Below are 18847 nucleotides of genomic sequence, written 5' to 3' on the forward strand. Positions count from 1 at the left end.
CCAGCGGCACCGCCCGTAGCGAGGTGACGGCATGAGCACCCACACCGAGCACCAGGCCCCGCAGGGCCGGGAGCCGCTCGACGTGATGGACCCCCGGGTGTCCCGGTTCGACATCGTCCGGGAGGGCGCCCGGCGGGACGACATCGAGATCGTCCACTACGAGCCGCAGGTCATCCCCGGCACCAAGGCCGAGCGCCGGCTGGCCCGTACGGTCGCCTCGTTCTTCCTGCTGACCGGCCTGGCCGCGACCGCCTTCCTGGTCATCTACATCTGGTGGCCGTGGCAGTGGGAGCCCGGTCGCGGCGGGGACAAGTACTACACCCCGCTGCTCGGCCTCACCCTGGGCGTCGCGCTCCTGGCCGTCGGTTTCGGCATCCTCACCTGGGGCAAGAAGCTGCTGCCCAAGGAGGTCTCGATCCAGGATCGGCACGACCAGCCGGGTCCGCCGGAGGAGCGCAGGATCACCGGCGAGACGATGCTCTACCTCGCCGACGAGATGGGCGTCCGGCGCCGGCCGCTGCTCGGCATCTCGCTGCTCGCCGGCCTCGCGCCGGTCGGCGCGGTCGTCGCGGCCCCGCTGGTCGGTGGGCTGATCTCCAACCCGCACAAGAACAACCAGATGTTCACCACCGGCTTCGCGCCGGCCGATGGCGGCAAGACGAAGATCCGGCTGGTCAGCCAGGACGGCCGGCCGATCCGCCCGGCGGACGTCAGCGCGGGCGGCCAGATCACCGTCTTCCCCGGTATCAAGGACGGCGTGAGCAACAAGCACGCCGACTCGCCGACCCTGCTGATCCACCTGCGCGAGGACGACGCGCAGAAGTCGCGGGCCGCCAACGCACGCAAGGGTCACGGCGACTACATGTGGGGCAACTACGTCGCGTTCTCCAAGGTCTGCACGCACGCCGGTTGCCCGGCCAGCCTTTACGAGCAGCAGACCAACCGTCTGCTCTGCCCGTGCCACCAGTCGCAGTTCCTCATCACCGACAACGCCAAGCCGGTCTTCGGCCCGGCGAACCGGCCGCTGCCGCAGCTGCCGATCGAGGTGGACGATGAGGGCTTCTTCGTGGCGAAGTCCGACTACACCGAGACCATCGGTCCCGACTTCTGGGAGCGGCCATGAAGCGCCGAAAGTTTGACGTAGCAGCGGTGCCGGCCAGGACGGCCGGAGCCTTGGATGACCGCTTCCAGGCGGCCACGCCGCTGCGGAAGCTGCTGAACAAGGTCTTCCCGGACCACTGGTCCTTCCTGCTCGGCGAGATCGCGCTCTTCTCGTTCGTCGTGCTGCTGTTGACCGGTGTCTTCCTGACCTTCTTCTTCGAGCCCGCCATGACCGAGGTGGTCTACAAGGGTAGCTACGCCCCGCTGCGGGGCACGCCGATGTCGGCCGCGTACGCCTCCAGCCTGAACCTGTCGTTCGACGTCCGGGGCGGCCTGGTCATGCGGCAGATGCACCACTGGGCGGCCCTGCTCTTCATGGCCTCGATCGTGGTGCACATGCTGCGGGTCTTCTTCACCGGCGCGTTCCGCAAGCCGCGGGAGACGAACTGGATCATCGGCTCGCTGCTGTTCTGGGTCGGCTTCCTGGCCGGCTTCACCGGCTACTCTCTGCCGGACGACGCGCTGTCCGGCACCGGCCTGCGGATCGCCTCCGGCATCATGCTGTCGATCCCGGTGATCGGCTCCTGGGTCACCTCGTCGATCTTCGGCGGCGAGTTCCCCGGCGCGATCCTCATCAGCCGGGCTTTCATCGCCCACGTGCTGCTCATCCCGGCTCTGCTGGTGGCGCTGATCAGCGTCCACCTGGGCCTGGTCTTCAAGCAGAAGCACACCCAGTGGCCCGGCCCCGGCCGGACCAACGAGAACGTGGTCGGCGAGCGGATGTTCCCGCGCTACGCGCTCAAGCAGGGCGGCTTCTTCATGGTCGTCTTCGGCGTGATCGCGCTGATGGGTGGCCTCTTCCAGATCAACCCGATCTGGTACTTCGGCCCGTACGAGGCATGGACGGTCTCGGCCGCCAGCCAGCCCGACTGGTACGTCATGTTCCTCGACGGCTCGACCCGGCTGATGCCGGCGTGGGAGATCAGCATCCCGATCGGCGACGGGTACGTCATCCCGCCGATCTTCTGGCCGACGGTCGTGCTGCCCGGCATCCTGGTGGGCCTGTCGCTCATGTACCCGTTCCTGGAGGCCCGCCGCCTCAAGGACTACCGCCACCACAACCTGCTCCAGCGGCCCCGGGACGTCCCGGCCCGGACCGCGGTGGGCGCGATGGCGGTGGCCTTCTTCCTCGTGCTGACCCTCTCCGGCGCCAACGACGTGATCGCCGACAAGTTCCACATCAGCCTGAACGCGATGACCTGGGCGGGCCGGGTCGGTCTGCTGATCGTCCCGCCGCTGGCCTACTACGTCACGTACCGGATCTGCCTGGGTCTTCAGCAGCACGACCGGGAGGTGCTGGCCCACGGCGTGGAGACCGGCATCATCAAGCGGCTGCCGGACGGCCGGTTCGTCGAGGTCCACCAGCCGCTCACCGCGGTCGACGGCCACGACGGGCACGGCGAGCTCGACTACGTCGGCTGGGTCGTGCCGAAGAAGATGAACCGGCTCGGTGCCCTCGGCCCGGCGATCCGGGGCTTCTTCTACCCGATCGAGAAGCCGGCCGAGGCGCCGGTCTCGCCGGGGCACCCGCCGGTCGAGCCCCGACCGGAGCGGGAGGAGATCGGCAGCGGCGAGAGCCGTCGCTGACCGCCCGACACACCCGACCGTGGCGCCCGCCGGATCTCCGGCGGGCGCCACGTCCGTTTCCGGCCCCCGGGTCGGTGCCGTCCCCTTCCGCGCCCGTGTCACCCGCCGGGCCCACTGTGCGGCCCCGTCGCCCCCGACCCGGACGGGTGGAATCGCAGGAATAACCCCGGTCAGCCGGGTATCCGTGCGGTCCAACGAAAAAGGGGGGGAAACATGTTGGGTATCAAACGCCTCGGACTGCTGGCCGCCTTGGTGGTGGTCGGGCTGGCGCCCGCAGCGGCGGCGCAGGCCGCGGCACAGCCGTCCACGCAGGACACCCAGTACCTGCAGGCGTTGCATCAGGTGAACCTGGCGGAGATCGTCACCGGCAACCTGGCGCAGCAGAAGGGCCAGAACCAGCAGGTCAAGGACCTCGGCAAGCAGTTCGTGACGGACCACACCCAGCTGGACCAGACGGTGCAGAGCACCGCGCAGCAGCTGAACGTGAAGTTGCCGTCCGAGCCCACCGCCGATCAGCAGAAGGTGGTCGACAAGCTCAACAACCTCAGCGGCGCCGCGTTCGACAAGGCGTGGGTGACCGCCGAGCTGGCCGGCCACGTCCAGGCCATCCAGGCCACCCAGACCGAGATCTCGCAGGGTTCCGAGCAGTCGGTGGTCCAGTTGGCCCAGGACGCCCTGCCGGTCCTCCAGGCGCACTACGACGCGCTGGTGGCCCTGGCCCAGACCCTGGGCGTCCCGGTCCCGCAGACCAGCGCCAGCGGCACGCCCAGCCCGGGTGGCAGCGGGACGCCGGCTCCGGGTGGCACCGAGTCCCCGACTCCGGGTGGCACCGAGTCCCCGGCTCCAGGCGGCACGACCACCGAGTCGCCGGCTCCGGGCACCACTGAGACGCCGGCTCCGAGCTTCAGCTGACGTCGTACGGCCGATGGTGGCCGGTCCGTCCTCCGGGGCGGGCCGGCCGCCGCGCGTTCAGTCGGCGCTGGCCAGCCCGATCGCGAACGCCTCCTCCAGGTCGTGCCGCGAGTACGCCCGGAACGCGATGTGCGACTCGGTGTTGAGCACGCCGGGGACCTTCGAGATGCTGCCGGCGATGACCTGGGCGATCTGCTCGAACTCGCGGACCCGGACCATGGCGATGAGGTCGACGTGGCCGGCCACCGAGTACACCTCGCTGACGCCGGGGAGGTTGGCCAGGGTCTCGGCCACCTCGGGGATGGAGTCGGTGGCGCAGTCGATCAGCACGATCGCGGTGATCACGGGACATTTCTCCGTTCGTCGACGTCGTCGCCCATGCTAGAGGCTCGCCCTGGCACGGCGTCCCCGGCTCGTGGATCCGGCTGTCGGGGGGCAGCGGGGACGGTCAGGCCGCCGCCGGCACGGACCGCGTCGGTGAGCCGCTCGCCCGCCCCGACGGTGGCGCCGGGCCACACCACGGCGCGGGTCACCTCGCCGCGCACGACCGCTCCCGCGCCGACCACCGCCCGGTCCAGCCGGCCGGTCACCGTCGCGGTCGGGTCGACCAGGCTCCCGCCCCCGGCGGCGTGCAGGTTGGCCGCCAGGTAGTCGGCCGGGGTCCCGGTGTCGTAGAAGGTCCCCCGGTACGGCACCACCTCCAGCGCGCCGGCCGCCTCCGCCGGCCGCCAGACCGCCCGGACCAGGTCGCCGAAGGTGGGCGGCAGGTCCCGGACCAGCCGCCAGGGCAGCAGCGAGAAACCGACGAAGCGGTGGCCGCTGAAGGTGCCGGGCGCCGCCGGGTCGTCGGCCGGCTGGCCGAGCAGCCGTACGCTCCGCCCGTCCCAGCCGTCCACCAGCGCTCCGACGTCCGGCCCCGGCGGGGCCTGCGGGTCGGCCAGGTACGCGTCGGCGTTGCCGACCAGCACACCCCGGCCGGCGATCCAGTCCCGCAGGTTGCCCAGCCCGCCGGCGGTGCCGAGCGGGTCGCCCCGCTCGACCGACAGGTGGGCCCGCGTCCCGACGTGGTCGACGACCTGGCTGCCCAGGTAGCAGGCGTTCACCGCGACCCGGTCGGGGCCGGCGAGGCCGAGCCCGGCCAGCCGGGCCAGAGCGCGGTCCAGCAGCGGCACGTTCCCGACCGGGCAGAGCGCCTTGGGCAGCCGCTCGGTCAGCGGCAGCAGCCGGGTGCCCTCGCCCGCGGCGAGCACCACCGCGCAGACCTCGACCTCCGCCCGCCACCCGGTGCCGCCCGAGGGCGCGCCGGTGGCGCCCGGCGGGACCGGGTCGGCGGCGGTGGGGCCGGCGTCCGGCCGGGAGCCGGTCACGCTCCCGACGGGGTGGCGGGCGGGCGCTGCCCGGACTGCGGGCCGATGCCGTAGTAGCCGAGCAGGTTGGCGGTGGCCCGGCTCAGCCGGGGCAGGTCGTCCAGCGGGTGCCAGGCCGCCTCGAAGACCTCGGCACCGTCCACCACCAGCTCGGCGGTCGACGCCGGGACCTCGACCTCGAAGACCACGTCCACCCAGCCCTTGGCGTGCACCACCGCGTTCGGCACGGCCGGCCGGAGCCGGTCGGGGGTGACCCGGATGCCGGACTCCTCGAACAGTTCCCGGGCCGCACCGACCACCGGCGCCTCGCCACGCTGCAGCAGCCCCGCCGGGAGCGTCCAGCTGTGCCCGGGCGGTTGGCGCAGCAGCAGCAGCCGGCCCGTTCCCTCCGCGTCGGCGTCCCGGACCAGGGTGACCGCGCCGACGATGTACTTCGGCACGGCGAGCCGCACCAGCCGGCGGCGCAGCGGGACGGGAAGCCGGTAGAAGACCTGGTAGCCGAGGGCCCGTCCGGTGGCACGCGCGCGGGGGATCATGCCTCCAGGCTAGTGGCCGTCCGGCCGGATCGTGCGAGGGGAGTTCGGGCTACTGCCGGTGGTCGACCAGGTCGATGAGTTGCCGGACCACCGCGTCCGGCTCGACCGCCCGGTCGAAGACCGCCACCAGCAGGGTCTCCAGGTCGGGGTAGCCCAGTTCCTCCGACAGGCGCAGCAGCGGCAGGTCGCTGGCCAGCCCCCGGTCGTGCTTGCGCAGCGCCAGGCCGATGGTGGCGCGGCCGAGGCGTACCTTGTCGGCGATCGAGATGCCCGGCTCGGTGTGCTCGGCGAACCAGCGGTTGATCTGCATCTGGGCCTGCGGCGATTTGACGAAGCCGAGCCACTCCCGGCGCGGCCCGCGGGGCGCGACGTCGGCCTCGAGGCCGCTGTCCGCGTCGGACTCGGTGAAGATCTCCACCACGTCGCCCTCCTTCAGTTCGGAGGAGAGCGGCGCCAGCCGGCCGTTGATGCGCGCCGCCAGGCAGTGGTCGCCCCGCTCGGTGCCCAGCTCGTACGCCAGGTCCACCGGGGTCGCGCCGGCGGGGAGGACGACCTGCCGGCCGTCGGCGACCACCTGGATCTGCGCCTCGGCCAGGTCGCAGCGCAGCGACTCCAGGAACTGGGCCGGGTCGACGGCCTCCTGCTCCCAGTCCAACACCCGGCGCAGCCAGGCCAGCTCGTCGTCCCGGTCGGCGGCCGGGCCGGTGCGCGGGAACCGGTAGTGGGCGGCGATGCCGTACTCGGCGGCGCAGTGCATCTCCTCGGTCCGGATCAGCACCTCTACCCTGCGGTCCTGGGGGCCCAGGATGCTGGTGTGCAGCGACCGGTAGAGGTTGTTCTTCGGCGAGGCGATGAAGTCCTTGAAGCGGCCGGGCACCGGGCGCCACAGCCCGTGCACCGCGCCGAGCGCCGCGTAGCAGTCGGTGGCCGGGCCGGCCACCACGATCGAGATGCGGGGCAGGTCGAAGGGGGCGGCGTGGCCACCGGCCACGGTGTCCTTCCAGATCGAGTAGAGGTGCCGGGGGCGGGGTGCGACCTCGGCGTCCACCCGGCTGCGGCGCAGCGCCACCCTCGTCTGCGCCACCACATCGTCGAGGTACGCGTCCCAGCCTGGCCGGTCGTGTACGTGCCGGGCGATCCGGGCGTGCTCGTCGGGCTCCAGGTGCAGCAGCACCACGTCGTCCAGCTCGCGTTTGAGGGTCTGGATGCCCAGCCGGTCGCAGAGTGGGATCAGCACCTCCTGGGTCTTGCGGGCGATGCGCTCCCGGGAGGCGGCGGACCGGACGCCGAGGGTCCGCATGTTGTGCAGCCGGTCGGCCAGCTTGATGATCAGCACCCGGACGTCCTTGCCGGCCGCGATGATCATCTTGCGGACGGTCTCCGCCTCGGCGGCCTTTCCGTAGAACGCCTTGTCGAACTTGGTCACCCCGTCGACCAGGTGGGCCACCTCCCGGCCGAAGTCCTCGGCGAGGGCCTGCAGGGTGTAGCGGGTGTCCTCCACCGTGTCGTGCAGCAGCGCGGCGACCAGGGTGATGGTGTCCATTCCCAGGTCCGCGCAGATCTGGGCGACCGCGAGGGGATGGGTGATGTATGGCTCGCCGCTCTTGCGGAACTGGCCGCGGTGCATGTTCTCCGCGATCGTGTAGGCGCGGCGCAGCACCGATGAATCGGCGCTGGCGTGGATGCTCCGATGGGCGCGGACCAGCGCGCTGATCGGGTCGGTGTCGTTGGTGGGCCAGGTGAGCAGGGAGCGCAGCCGGCGGGTGAGCGGCAGGTCGCCGGGCTGGGTCGGAAGGGCGCCGCCCAGGGCGGCGCCGTGTCCGGCGTCGACGTCCACCTGGGACACCTCCTCACCCCGGCCCCACGGTCGCCGTCACCGACGATCGGGAGCAGGCCCGCGAAACGGGCAGGACTGCACTTCTCTAACAGCCTAAGGGAGTTGACGTAGTCCGATCGGTCACTTGGTCATGAGCGTTCGGTCGAGAGTTGGTGGGACCCGCCGTTCTCCGCCTTGGCCAGCAGGTCGCGGAACCGGCCCGCGCCGGTCACCGGCGACGCCCAGCCGGAGGAGATCTCCACCAGTCGGGTCTCCGCCCGCTCTAACCAGGACAGGATGCGTTCGGTCTCCTCGGCGGAGGCCCGCGGCACGGGGCCGTGTCCGGGCAGCACCGTCTCGGCGGTCGCCCGGATCGCCTCCAGGGTCAGTCGTGGGTGGACACCCGGCGGGGACACCCCGGCGCCGGCCAGCCGGCCGTGCCGGACCAGCGCCAGTTCCCAGCCGCCGTGCGCGGCCCGCCGGGCGGCGGCCAGCTCGGCGATCCCGGTCAACCCGACCAGGCGTTGCATCCGCACCGTGGCGCGCAGCACCGCCGCCAGCCGGGACCGCACCACCGCCGCCTCCTCGTAGCGCTGGTCGCGGGCGAGCACCTCGATCCGGGCGAGCAGGGCGTCCACCACCACCTGCGGGTCGCTGGTGGTCGCCGTACGGAACGGCGTGGCGGCGAGGTGGTCGTACTCCTCGGGGGCGATCCGGTGCTCGCAGGGCGCCGGGCAGCGACCCAGCTCGGCCAGCGCGCAGGCCGGCATGGTCGTGCGCCGCGACAGCCGGTGCGTGCACTGGCGCAGCGGCACCGCGTCGTGGAAGCCCGCGGCGGCCAGCTCCGCGGCCTGCTTGGAGCGGAACGGGCCCAGGTACGCGGTGTCCGCGGGCGCGAGGTCGCGCACCACCGACAACCGGGGGTACGCCTCGTCGGTCAGCTTCAGCCAGACCATCCGCTCCGGGTACTTCGACCGCCGGTTGTACGGCGGCGCGTGCGCGGCGATCAACCGCAGCTCGCGGACCTCCGCCTCCAGCGAGTGGGCGCACTCGACCGCCTCCACCCGCTCGGCGGCGGCCAGCATCTCGGAGATCCGGGCCCGCTTCTCCCCGGCGGTGAAGTAGCTGCGCACCCGGGTGGCGATGTCGCCCGAGGTGCCGACGTAGAGCGGTCGGTCGTCGGCGGCCCGGAAGATGTAGACCCCGGGCACCTTCGGCAGCCCTTCGGCCAGGTGCCGCTTGCGGCGCTGGGTCGGGGTGACCGCCCGGGCGAACTCGATCGCGTCGCCGACGGTGTCCACCCGGTGGCCGCCCAGCCGGCCGATCAGCCCGTGCAGCACGTCGACGGTGGCCTTCGCGTCGTCGAGCGCGCGGTGGGTCGGCTGGGTGGCGGTGCGGAAGTAGGCGGCCAGGGTGCCGAGCTTGCGGTTGGGCACCTCGTCGCGGGTGAGCACCCGGCGGGCCAGCGCCGCCGTGTCCAGCACCCGCGGGTTGGGCCAGCGGTAGCCGTGCTTCGCGCAGGCCGCCTTGAGGAACCCCACGTCGTAGGGCGCGTTGTGGGCGACCAGCACCGCGTCGTCGATGAACTCCAGGAAACTCGGCAGCACCTGCTCGATCGGCGGCGCCGGGACCAGCATGGCCTGGGTGATCCCGGTCAGCACGGTGATGAACGGCGGGATCGGCACCCCCGGGTTGACCAGGGTGGCGAGCACCCCCAGCTCCTCGCCGCCGCGCACCTTCACCGCGCCGATCTCGGTGATCCCGCCGCCGTCCGGCGCGCCGCCGGTGGTCTCCAGGTCGACCACCACGAAGGTGGTCGCGTACAACGGCAGCGCCGGGTCGACCCCCGCGCCCGCCGTCCGGTCCAGGCCGGCCAGCGCCTCCTGGACGTACTCCGCTCGTGCCACCCGGGGCACGCTAGTGCCCGGGTCCGACACTCCCGTCCCAGCCGTCCCAGGGGTTACCACGGGTCTAGGATGAGAGATCGGCTCACTCACTGGGCGCTGGCCCCGTTCGCGGTGGGAGACTTGCCACATGCCCCTCACCGAGCCGCACGACGACCACCTCCCCGAGGCGGGGTCGGTGGCTGCCGGGCGGGACGTCGGTGGGGGCGACGCGGACGACTTCGCGGCCGGCGCCGAGCAGCCCCGGCCGGGGGAGACCGAGCCCGGCACGCCGGAGCCCGAGCCGGTCCTGCCCGAGCCGGTCCGGCAGCGGATCGTGGCGCTCACCGCCGCGGTGCTGCCGGCGATGCCCACCGACGAGGTGCCCGTCCCGCTGCGCCGGGTGGCCAAGTTCGCCCCCAACCGCCGCGCCCGGCTCGGCGCGCCGGCGATCGCCGCCCAGCTCACCGCCGACCCGCTGTTCCGGCAGCGGGTCACCGCGCGGGTGCTGACCGACGCCGGCGACCTCGGCGCCGCCGTGGTCGAGGGGACCGCCCCGGCCGCCGCCGACCCCGTCGAGGTGGCCGCCCTGGCGTACCTCGCCCGGCCGCGCGGCTGGCGCGAGCTGATCGAGGCGAGCGGCGCCGCGGTGCGGGCGGAGGCGGACAGCGCGGTCGTGGCCGAGCTGGTCCGCGAGGCCGAGCAGCGGGCCACCCGCGCCGAGCACGACCGGGCGGTCGCCCGGGTCGAGGCCGAGAAGCTCCGCGACGAGCTGGCCCGGGTCCGCGAAGAGCTGGGCCAGCTCCGCGAGGAGTCCCGGCAGCTCAGCCGTACGCTGCGCGAAACCCAGGCCCGGGAGCGGCGGGCCAACGAGCTGCTCGCCACCGAACGCGGCCGGGCCGCCCGGGCCGCCGCGGACACCGAGGCGGAGCTGCGCCGGGCCCGCGCCCGACTGGCCGAGGCGGAGTCGGCCGCCGGCGCCGTCCGGGCCGCCGCCAAGGAGGCCCGCTCGGTCGACGACGCCCGGCTCTGGCTGCTGCTGGAGACCATCGGCCAGGCGGCCGTCGGGCTGCGCCGCGAACTGGCCCTCGACCCGGTGGAGAAACTGCCGGCCGACTTCGTCGCCGACGCCTTCGCCGACCAGTCGGCGACCACCCCGGCCGGCGCCGCCGCCCGGGCCCGGGACACCGACGACCCCGCCCGCCTCGACCAGCTGCTCGCCCTGCCCCGGGCCCACCTGGTCGTCGACGGCTACAACGTGACCAAGCGCGGCTTCGGCGAGATGTCCCTGGAGCAGCAGCGCAAGCGGTTGATCACCGGCCTGGGCGGGATCGCCGCGCAGACCGGGGACGAGGTCACGGTGGTCTTCGACGGGGCCGAGCGGATGCACGGCCTGCCGCCCACGCCGCGGGGGGTGCGGGTGCTCTTCTCCCACAAGGGGGAGACCGCCGACGAGCTGATCCGCCGGCTGGTCCGTGCCGAACCCACCGGCCGGCCCGTGGTGGTGATCTCCTCCGACCGCGAGGTCGCCGACGGGGTACGCCGGCACGGCGCGTACCCGCTCGGCGCGGACTCGCTGCTGCGCCGGCTGGCCCGCTCCTGACGCTGCTTGATCGGATTCGGGGCGGCTGTGACCTCGTTGTCCGTTTCTGTCGCACCCCTCGCCTAGCGTCGACCTGACCGACGGTGGTCGGGCGGCCACGACGGCGTCCGCCCGCCGCCGCCGTGACGCGTCAGGAGGCGTTGATGCTCATCGACTGCGACAGCTGCAGGATCCGGGGGGCGGGCTGTTCCGGCTGCCTGGTGACCGCGCTGCTCGACACCGGCGCGCCGGCCGCCGACCTCGGCGCCGCCGAGCACCGGGCGCTCGAGGTGTTCGCCCGGGCCGGCTTCGAGGTGGAGGTGCTGCCGCCGCCCGGCCCCGCCACCCTTTCCCGGGTGGGACGGCGGGGCCGGGCGGCGTGAATCGGGCGCCGTAGGTCCCGGGGGTCAGCGGGCGGTGCGGCGGGCGTAGAGCCGCTTCGCCCAGAGGTAGCCGACCAGCGCCACGCCGGCGCACCAGGCGGCGGAGACCACCGCGTTCGACCCGACTGGGCCGCCGGTCAGCAGGCCGCGCAGGGTCTCGATGATCGGGGTGAACGGCTGGTACTCGGCGAACTGACGCAGCCCGGCCGGCATCGAGTCCGGGGGCACGAAGCCGCTGCCGAGGAAGGGCAGGAGGGTCAGCGGCATCGGCAGGTTGCTGGCCGTCTCGACGCTCTCGCTGACCAGACCGAGGGCCACCGCCAGCCAGGTGAGCGCGAAGGCCACCATCGTCAGGACCCCCGCGGCGGCGAGCCAGGCGAGCGGGTCGGCGTCGGACCGGAAGCCGACCAGCAGCGCGACGGCGACGACCACGAGCAGGCTGAGCATCGTCTGGATGATGCTGCCGATCACGTGACCGGTCAGCACCGAGACGCGGGCGATCGCCATCGTGCGGAACCGAGCGATGATCCCCTCGGTCATGTCCGTGGCGACCGACACCGCCGTGCCGGTGGCCGCGCCGGCCACGCCCATCAGCAGGATGCCGGGTACGACGTAGGTGAGGTACGCCGCCCGCCCGCCTGAGGGGCCGCCGAGGCCGTTGCCCAGAGTCCCGCCGAAGACGTAGACGAAGAGCAGCAGGAACACCACCGGCAGGCCGGCGAGCATCAGCGTCATCGAGGGATAGCGCTGCATGTGCCGCAGGTTGCGACGCAGCATCGTCGTCGAGTCGCGGACGGCGTAGGAGAGCGTGGTCATGGCAGCGGAACCCTCTCTGCGGTGGGCTGGCCGGTGAGCGCGAGGAAGACGTCGTCGAGGTCCGGGGTGTGTACGGCGAGCGACTCGACGCCGATCGCGGCGCCGTCGAGGCGGTCGAGCAGCGTCCGCAGCGACGTGACGCCGCCGTCGCCGGGGACCTGCAGGGTGAGGTCGTCGGCGCCGGGGGCGCCGCCGAGCAGGGCGGCGGCCGCGGCGCGCCCCGCCGGAGCGGTGAACCGCAGGGCGATGTGCCCGCCCGGCACCAGCCGCTTGAGCTCGTCCGGGGTGCCCTGGGCGACCAGCCGGCCGTGGTCGAGGACGGCGATCCGGTCGGCGAGCTGGTCCGCCTCCTCCAGGTACTGGGTCGTGAGGAAGACGGTCGTCCCGTCGGCGACCAGGTCGCGGACGATCTGCCAGACGGCGCGGCGGCTGCGCGGGTCGAGGCCGGTGGTCGGCTCGTCGAGGAAGAGCACGCGCGGCTGGCCGACCAGCCCCATGGCCAGGTCGAGCCGGCGGCGCATGCCGCCGGAGTAGGTCGACGCCGGCTTACCGGCCGCCTCGACGAGGTCGAAACGCTCCAGCAGCTCGCGGATGCGCTGCCGGCCCTCCGCCCGGGTCAGGTGGTGCAGGTCGGCCATCAGGAGCAGGTTCTCCGTGCCGGTGAGCAGGCCGTCCACGGCGGCGAACTGGCCGGTCACTCCGATCGCCGCGCGCACCGCGTCGGGCTCCCGCGCAACGTCGTGCCCGGCCACCCGGGCCTCGCCGCCACCGGCCGGGATCAGGGTGGACAGGATCTGCACGGTGGTGGTCTTGCCGGCGCCGTTCGAACCGAGCAGCGCGAAGACGGTACCCGGGGCGACGGCCAGGTCGATGCCGTCAAGCACCACGTGCTCGCCGTAGGACTTGCGCAGCCCGGTGGCTGCGATCGCGGGTGAGGGCGAGGTGGTCATTGTGTCTCCTCCGTGATGGGCCGGGGGTCAGCTGCGCCGGATGACGATGTCGCCGTACGAGGTGCGGGCCCGGACCTCGACGGTCCGCTCGTGCTCCGCCGGGGTGTCGGACGGCTCGATCTGGTTGCGCACGGTGCCGAACTGCGTATGCAGGTCCAGGAAGGCCGCGGTCTCGCCGTGGATGCCGACCTCCAGCTCGCCCAGGGCGGTCTTCACCGATACCGGTCCACGAAGGACCTCGCCGAGCCGGATGCTGCCGTTGGCGGTGGCGGCGGTGACGGCCGCCCCGGCGCGGTCGACGGAGATGTCGCCGTTGGCCGCGTTCACCCGGAGATCACCGGCGACCGTGCCGACCCAGCTGTCGCCGTTCGAGTTCTTGATCACCGCGCTGCCGTCGATCTCGCCGAGCCGCACCCGGCCGGAGCCGGTGCTGACCTCGGCGCGTCCGGCGACGGAGGCCACCTCCACCGCGCCCGCGGCGGTGCTCAGTTCGAGCGGGCCCGTCCGGTCGGCGTGGATGTCGCCGGCGGAGGTCTTGAGTCGGCACTCGCCGAGGCGGCCGGTGCAGTGGAACCCGGCAACCGAGGCGCTGCCCTGTACCCGTGACTCGGTCGGTAGGTCGATCGTCACGTCGATCGAGCCGACCTTGCCGAACATGCCCAGCACCTTCTGCCGCGGCGCCTTGACCAGCAGCCTGCCGTCGGCGTACTCGACCCGGGTCTGTGCCGCGGCTTGCACGTCGGCCTCCGTCGCCTCGTCGGTGGGGCGTACCTCGACGACCGTGTCCTCGCGGTCACCGGCGGTGATGCGGACGTCGCCGACGGCGACCTCGATGGTCACCTGGATCGGTTGCGGGGTGTCGAAGCTGGGCATGGCGGCGTTCCTCCCGTGCTCGGGTCGAAGGGGATGTCGGTCGTGGACGGTGCGGCGGGGCGGGCGGTCAGCGGACCCAGCCGGTGTAGCGCTGGCCGCCGCGCGGGGCCCGACCGGCCGGCCGGGTCGGCGGGCTGGTCTGCACCGCGGCGGTGGCCGCCCGGACGAGCCAGGCGTTGACCGAGAGCCCCTCCCTGCCCGCGGCCTCCTCGATCCGGCTCTTGAGCTGGTCGGGGAGGCGGAAGCTGATCCGGGACACCGGGCCGTCCTCGGCGTCCGGTGAAGCCGTCGGAGCGCCGGCGCCGGAGTCGTCCGGGCCGGCCTCGAACTGCGGTTCGGTCGGGGGTGGCGTCACGACGAAGCTGGGCTCCCGGCCGTGCAGCCGGAGCTCTACCGAGCCGGGGGCGAGATCCCGGGTGATCTCGTTCGCCGCGGCGGACAGCGCCTCCAGCAGCGCCAACCGGAGGGCGGACTCCAGCGGCCCGGTCAGCCGCCCGGCCAGCGTGCGGGCCTCCTCGCCGCCGAGTTCGGCGACGCCGGCCAGCTCCCGACGGAGGTTGTCGACATATGACGTCAGGTCCATGACGCCATCATGGCACCAAGATGACGCCATAACAAGCCACTTTGGCGTCGACTGGCGTCGCACTGGTGCCGTCATGGCGTCGCCGGGCGGGTCCCACCGTCCGTTCCGCACCGTGGACGCCCCGCGAGCGGCCGTTCGGGCGGCCAATAGGATGGGCGCTCACGGCGGGAGGAGCGGCGCATGACGCGGGTACGGCGTGGTGGCGGCAGGCCGACGCCCGAGGTGCCGGCATGACCCCCCGCGGATGGGCGGTGGCGACCCTCGCCGCCCTGGTCGTGGCGGTGGTGGTGGCCGGGGCCCTGCTGATCCCGTGGAGCCGACCCCCGGCGCCCCGGGCCGACCAGCTCGCCGCGCTGCGATCCCTTCCCGTGGACCAGGTGACCCGCGGCCGGGCCTTCCACGCCGCGCTGCGCCCCGGCGGGTACGGCGCGCTGGCCGTCGGCCTGGCGGTGGCCCTCCTGCTCGGCCTCACCCCGCTCGGCAGCCGCCTGGTGGAGTTGGCCGGCCGGCCGCTCGGCGGCCACTGGGCGGCCCGGGCGGTGCTCGGCGGGCTGGCCGTGATGCTCCTCGCCGACCTGCTCACCCTGCCCTTCGCCGCCTGGCGGCAGACGGTGCTGGTCCGTTACGGGCTGAGCACCCAGGGCTGGGGCGGCTGGACGGTCGACCTGCTCAAGTCGTACGCGGTCAGCGCGGTCATCGGCGGGCTCGCACTGCTCGGCTTCTACGCCGTCGTCCGGGTCGCGCCGCGCTGGTGGTGGGCGTTCGGGTCGGCCGGCGCGGCCGGACTGGTGGTGCTGCTGTCGTTCGTGCTCCCGGTGCTGGTGGAGCCGGTGTTCAACCGGTTCACCCCGATGGAGCAGGGCCCGCTGCGCACCGAGTTGACCACATTGGCCGCCCGGGACGGGGTGCCGGTGCGCGACGTGCTGGTCGCCGACGCGTCCCGCCGGACGAAGGCGGTCAACGCGTACGTCTCGGGGCTGGGGCCGACCCGGCGGGTGGTGGTCTACGACACCCTGCTGCGCGAGGCGACCCCGGCCGAGGTCACCAGCGTGGTCGCCCACGAGCTGGGGCACGCGAAGGACCGGGACGTGTGGGTCGCCACCCTGACCGGGGCGCTGGGCGCTGCCGCCGCGGTGATCGCGCTCTACCTGATCGGCTCCTGGGCGCCGCTGCTGCGGCTGGCCGGGGTCGACTCGGTGGCCGAGCCGCGCGCCTTCCCACTGCTGATCGCGCTGGTCACGGTCGCCGGGCTGGTCGCCGCGCCGGTCCAGGCGCTGGTCTCCCGACGGGTCGAGGCAAGGGCCGACGCGCACGCACTCGCCCTGACCGGCGACCCGGCGACCTTCGAGGCGATGCAACGCCGGCTGGCCGGGGTCAACCTGGCCGACCCCGATCCGCCCCGCTGGGAGTACCTCTGGTCGGCGTCGCACCCGTCCACCGTGGAGCGGATGGCCGCCGCCCGCGCCTACGCCAGGGAGAGCGGCCGATGACCCGGACGTTGCTGGTCACCAACGACTTCCCGCCCCGCCCCGGCGGCATCCAGTCCTTCGTGCACCACCTGGCGGTACGCCAGCCCGCCGGCTCGGTGGTGGTCTACGCGTCGAGCTGGCGGGGCGCCGAGAAGTTCGACGCCGACCAGCCCTTCGAGGTGGTCCGGGAACGCACCCGGGTGCTGCTGCCCACCCCGCTGATCGCCCGGCGGGCGGCGAAACTGGCCCGCTCGTACGACTGCGACACGGTCTGGTTCGGCGCGGCGGCCCCGCTGGGGCTGCTCGCGGCCGGGCTGCGCCGGCGGGCCGGGATCCGACGGGCGGTGGCGCTCACCCACGGCCACGAGGTCGGCTGGGCGGCGCTGCCCGGCGCCCGCGCGGCGCTGCGCCGGATCGGTCGGGGTGTGGACGTCACCACCTACCTGGGGGAGTACACCCGGGTGCGGCTGGCCCGGGTGCTGGACGGGGTGACCGAGCTGCGCCGGCTGGCACCCGGCGTGGACGTGGACACCTACCACCCGTCCGTCGACGGGGAGCCGGTGCGCGTCCGGCTGGGCCTGGCCGACCGGCCGGTGGTGGTCTGCGTGTCCCGGCTGGTGCCGCGCAAGGGCCAGGACATGCTGATCCGGGCGATGCCGGAGATCCGCCGCCGGGTGCCCGACGCCGCGCTGCTGATCGTCGGCGGGGGCCCCTACCGGGCGACGCTGGAGAAGCTGGCCCGGCAGACCGGCGTGGAGCGGGACGTGGTGTTCACCGGCTCGGTGCCGTCGGCGGAGCTGCCGGCGCACTACGCGGCCGGCGACGTGTACGCGATGCCGTGCCGCACCCGCAACCGCGGCCTGGACGTCGAGGGCCTGGGGATCGTCTACCTGGAGGCCAGCGCGACCGGGCTGCCGGTGGTGGCCGGGGACTCCGGTGGAGCGCCGGACGCGGTGCGCGAGGGGGAGACCGGCTACGTGGTCCGAGGTCGGGACGTCGCCCAGCTCGCCGACCGGGTGGCGATGCTGCTCGCCGACCGGGACCTGGCCCGCCAGCTCGGTGCGGCCGGCCGGGCCTGGGTGGAGAAGGAGTGGCGCTGGGAGACCCAGGCCCAGCGGATGGCCGCCCTGCTCGCCGGCTGACCGCCCAGCCCGCCCGCCACCGGGCCGCGCTGCCGCCCCAGCCGATGAGGGCGGAGGTCAGGTCAGGTGGGCCAGGAAGCGGTCGGCGGGGGCGGGGCGGCCGAAGTGCCAGCCCTGGCCGGCGTCGCAGCCGATCGCCCGCAGCCGGTCGGCCTGGTCGGCGGTCTCCACGCCCTCGGCGGTGACGGTCAGGTCCAGGGCATGCGCCAGGGACACCAGCGAGGCCAGGATCCGCTCGTCGGTACGGCTGCCCGGGCCGGCGGCCGGGGCGCGCAGGCCGGCCACGAACTCGCCGGCCACCTTCAGCTCGGTCACCGGCAGGTCCCGCAGGTAGGCCAGGTTGCAGTAGCCGGTGCCGAAGTCGTCGATGGCGATCCGCACCCCCAGGTCGGCCAGCACCCGTAGCGCCCGCACCGGCTCCTCGGCCGTGCTCATCATGGTGCTCTCGGTGATCTCCAGCTGGAGCCGCTCCGGGGGCAGCCCGGTCTGCCGCAGCACACCCCGCACCTCGCCCACCAGACCGGGACGGTGGACCTGGCGGACGGCGAGGTTGACGCTGACGAACGGCGGGTCGTCGTGCCCCGCCGACCAGCGCTCCGCCTCCCGGCAGGCCTCGGCCAGCACCCAACCGCCGAGCCGGACGATCAACCCGGTCTCCTCGGCCAGCCCGATGAAGCTGTCCGGCCGGAGCACACCCAGCTCGGGGTGGCGCCAGCGGACCAGCGCCTCCATCCCGAGCACCCGCCCGTCCCGCAGCGAGGCCAGGGGTTGATAGTCCAGAAAGAACTCGCCCCGGTCGAGGGCGGTGGGGATGGCCGCCGAGAGGGCGTACCGGGCGAGCTCGCGGCGGTTGCGGTCGGCGTCGAACAGGGCCCAGCGGGCGCCGCCGGCCGCCTTGGCCCAGTGCAGCGTGCTGTCGGCGGCCCGCATCAGCTCACCGGGCGAGGTGCCGGCCACCTGCCGTTCGACGATGCCGATGCTCGCCGACACGGTCAGCTCGTGGCCGTCCACCAGGGCCGGTTCGCGCACCGCCGCGAGGGCCGCCTCGGCGACCTTGACCGCATCGTCGGTGCAGGCGGTCCGCTCGACCAGGATGACGAACTCGTCCCCGCCGAGCCGGGCCACCAGGTGCTCGCCGAGGGCCCGGCGCAGCCGCTGCGCCACCGACACCAGCAGCGAGTCGCCGACCTGGTGGCCGAGGGAGTCGTTGACCACTTTGAACCGGTCCAGGTCGAGGAAGCAGACGCCGACCCGGTCGGCGCCCCGGCCGGGCTCGTCGATGGCGGCGGAGAGCCGCTCGGTGAACAGGATGCGGTTGGGCAGGTCGGTGAGCGGGTCATGGGTGGCCTGGTACCGGGACCGGGCCTCGCTGTCCCGCAGCGCCCGTTCGGCCTGCGCCCGGGCCACCATCGCGGCCCGCCGGATGGACTCCTGCTCGTCCAGGGTCCGGTCGCGCAGGGCGCGGGCGTACCCGGTGGCCACGGTGGCCAGCAGCCGGGCCATCCGATCCTCGACGTCGTCGGCGACCAGCCCGAGGTCGCGGACCAGGCGGAGCTGGATGACCTCGATGGTCCGGCCGAGCCCTTCCGCCGAGGCGATGTGCGCCGCCACCAGCTCGGCGCCGACCTGCTGGCCGATCCGCAGGTCGAACGGCTCGGCCCGGATCGCCACGGCCAGCCGCTCGGTGAGCCGTTGCAGCAGGGCCTCCAGCTGGGCCTGGGTCATCGGCAGGTAGCTCGTCCCGGAGACCGCCTTGGCCCAGGCGCGGGCGAAGGTGCCGGGGCAGG

General features: G+C 73.8%; 17 protein-coding genes. 7 read left to right on the forward strand and 10 right to left on the reverse strand.

The genetic code is table 11. The annotated features are described in order from the left end of the window. The first annotated feature begins 31 nt into the window (after positions 1–31). The 3 genes from OG799_RS01975 to OG799_RS01985 all read left to right on the forward strand — a co-directional run bounded on the left by OG799_RS01975 (position 32) and on the right by OG799_RS01985 (position 3660). The gene (locus OG799_RS01975) at positions 32–1123 is read left to right on the forward strand and encodes a ubiquinol-cytochrome c reductase iron-sulfur subunit (protein ID WP_406042478.1); all 1092 of its coding nucleotides are present in this window, start codon (positions 32–34) and stop codon (positions 1121–1123) included. Beyond that, positions 1120–2748 (forward strand): cytochrome b N-terminal domain-containing protein, encoded by a 1629-nt coding sequence (locus OG799_RS01980; protein WP_406042480.1) that lies wholly within the window; start codon positions 1120–1122, stop codon positions 2746–2748. Before OG799_RS01975 ends, OG799_RS01980 begins: the two co-directional genes overlap by 4 nt. A 213-nt stretch (positions 2749–2961) precedes the next feature. Further along, the gene (locus OG799_RS01985; protein WP_406042482.1) at positions 2962–3660 is read left to right on the forward strand and encodes a DUF4142 domain-containing protein; all 699 of its coding nucleotides are present in this window, start codon (positions 2962–2964) and stop codon (positions 3658–3660) included. A gap of 57 nt (positions 3661–3717) precedes the next feature. Here the strand turns inward: OG799_RS01985 and OG799_RS01990 are convergent, their stop codons facing one another. The 5 genes from OG799_RS01990 to OG799_RS02010 all read right to left on the reverse strand — a co-directional run bounded on the left by OG799_RS01990 (position 3718) and on the right by OG799_RS02010 (position 9286). After that, entirely contained in the window at positions 3718–4005 is a 288-nt protein-coding gene (locus OG799_RS01990; protein ID WP_406042484.1) for an Lrp/AsnC family transcriptional regulator, read from the reverse strand. Beyond that, positions 4002–4913: an NDP-sugar synthase gene (locus tag OG799_RS01995; protein WP_406046171.1), complete on the reverse strand. Its 912-nt coding sequence runs from the start codon at positions 4911–4913 to the stop codon at positions 4002–4004. Before OG799_RS01995 ends, OG799_RS01990 begins: the two co-directional genes overlap by 4 nt. A 110-nt stretch (positions 4914–5023) precedes the next feature. Further along, positions 5024–5563, reverse strand: a complete 540-nt coding sequence (locus OG799_RS02000; protein WP_406042486.1) for an NUDIX hydrolase — start codon at positions 5561–5563, stop codon at positions 5024–5026. Positions 5564–5612: 49 nt separating this feature from the next. Then, positions 5613–7400 (reverse strand): RelA/SpoT family protein, encoded by a 1788-nt coding sequence (locus OG799_RS02005; RefSeq protein WP_406046172.1) that lies wholly within the window; start codon positions 7398–7400, stop codon positions 5613–5615. A gap of 128 nt (positions 7401–7528) precedes the next feature. After that, the gene (locus OG799_RS02010; protein WP_406042488.1) at positions 7529–9286 is read right to left on the reverse strand and encodes a DEDD exonuclease domain-containing protein; all 1758 of its coding nucleotides are present in this window, start codon (positions 9284–9286) and stop codon (positions 7529–7531) included. Positions 9287–9413: 127 nt separating this feature from the next. Here OG799_RS02010 and OG799_RS02015 point away from each other — a divergent pair, with 127 nt between their 5' ends. Together OG799_RS02015 and OG799_RS02020 are read left to right on the forward strand one after the other, a co-directional pair. After that, positions 9414–10865, forward strand: coding sequence for an NYN domain-containing protein (locus tag OG799_RS02015; RefSeq protein WP_406042490.1), 1452 nt, complete (start codon positions 9414–9416; stop codon positions 10863–10865). 143 nt (positions 10866–11008) lie between these two features. After that, positions 11009–11227, forward strand: coding sequence for a hypothetical protein (locus tag OG799_RS02020; protein ID WP_406042492.1), 219 nt, complete (start codon positions 11009–11011; stop codon positions 11225–11227). A 24-nt stretch (positions 11228–11251) separates the two neighbouring features. Here OG799_RS02020 and OG799_RS02025 read toward each other — a convergent pair whose 3' ends face one another. The 4 genes from OG799_RS02025 to OG799_RS02040 all read right to left on the reverse strand — a co-directional run bounded on the left by OG799_RS02025 (position 11252) and on the right by OG799_RS02040 (position 14449). Continuing rightward, positions 11252–12043 (reverse strand): ABC transporter permease, encoded by a 792-nt coding sequence (locus OG799_RS02025; RefSeq protein ID WP_406042494.1) that lies wholly within the window; start codon positions 12041–12043, stop codon positions 11252–11254. Further along, positions 12040–12993, reverse strand: coding sequence for an ATP-binding cassette domain-containing protein (locus tag OG799_RS02030; RefSeq protein ID WP_406042496.1), 954 nt, complete (start codon positions 12991–12993; stop codon positions 12040–12042). Before OG799_RS02030 ends, OG799_RS02025 begins: the two co-directional genes overlap by 4 nt. 27 nt (positions 12994–13020) lie before the next feature. Continuing rightward, a complete protein-coding gene (locus OG799_RS02035; RefSeq protein ID WP_406042498.1) occupies positions 13021–13866 on the reverse strand; it encodes a DUF4097 family beta strand repeat-containing protein in 846 nt (281 codons plus the stop codon). Positions 13867–13933: 67 nt separating this feature from the next. After that, on the reverse strand, positions 13934–14449 hold the full coding sequence (locus tag OG799_RS02040) for a ribbon-helix-helix domain-containing protein (protein WP_406042500.1): 516 nt from the start codon (positions 14447–14449) through the stop codon (positions 13934–13936). Positions 14450–14679: 230 nt separating this feature from the next. Here OG799_RS02040 and OG799_RS02045 point away from each other — a divergent pair, with 230 nt between their 5' ends. Both OG799_RS02045 and OG799_RS02050 read left to right on the forward strand, forming a co-directional pair. Then, a complete protein-coding gene (locus tag OG799_RS02045) occupies positions 14680–15939 on the forward strand; it encodes a M48 family metallopeptidase (protein WP_406042502.1) in 1260 nt (419 codons plus the stop codon). Then, positions 15936–17060, forward strand: coding sequence for a glycosyltransferase family 4 protein (locus OG799_RS02050; protein WP_406042504.1), 1125 nt, complete (start codon positions 15936–15938; stop codon positions 17058–17060). Before OG799_RS02045 ends, OG799_RS02050 begins: the two co-directional genes overlap by 4 nt. Positions 17061–17117: 57 nt before the next feature. Here the strand turns inward: OG799_RS02050 and OG799_RS02055 are convergent, their stop codons facing one another. After that, positions 17118–18785 carry a putative bifunctional diguanylate cyclase/phosphodiesterase gene (locus tag OG799_RS02055; RefSeq protein ID WP_406046173.1) on the reverse strand — a complete coding sequence of 556 codons (1668 nt, stop codon included), beginning with the start codon at positions 18783–18785 and terminating at the stop codon, positions 17118–17120. Positions 18786–18847: the final 62 nt, after the last annotated feature.

The sequence above is a fragment of the Micromonospora sp. NBC_00898 genome, assembly GCF_045207895.1.
Lineage (GTDB): Bacteria > Actinomycetota > Actinomycetes > Mycobacteriales > Micromonosporaceae > Micromonospora.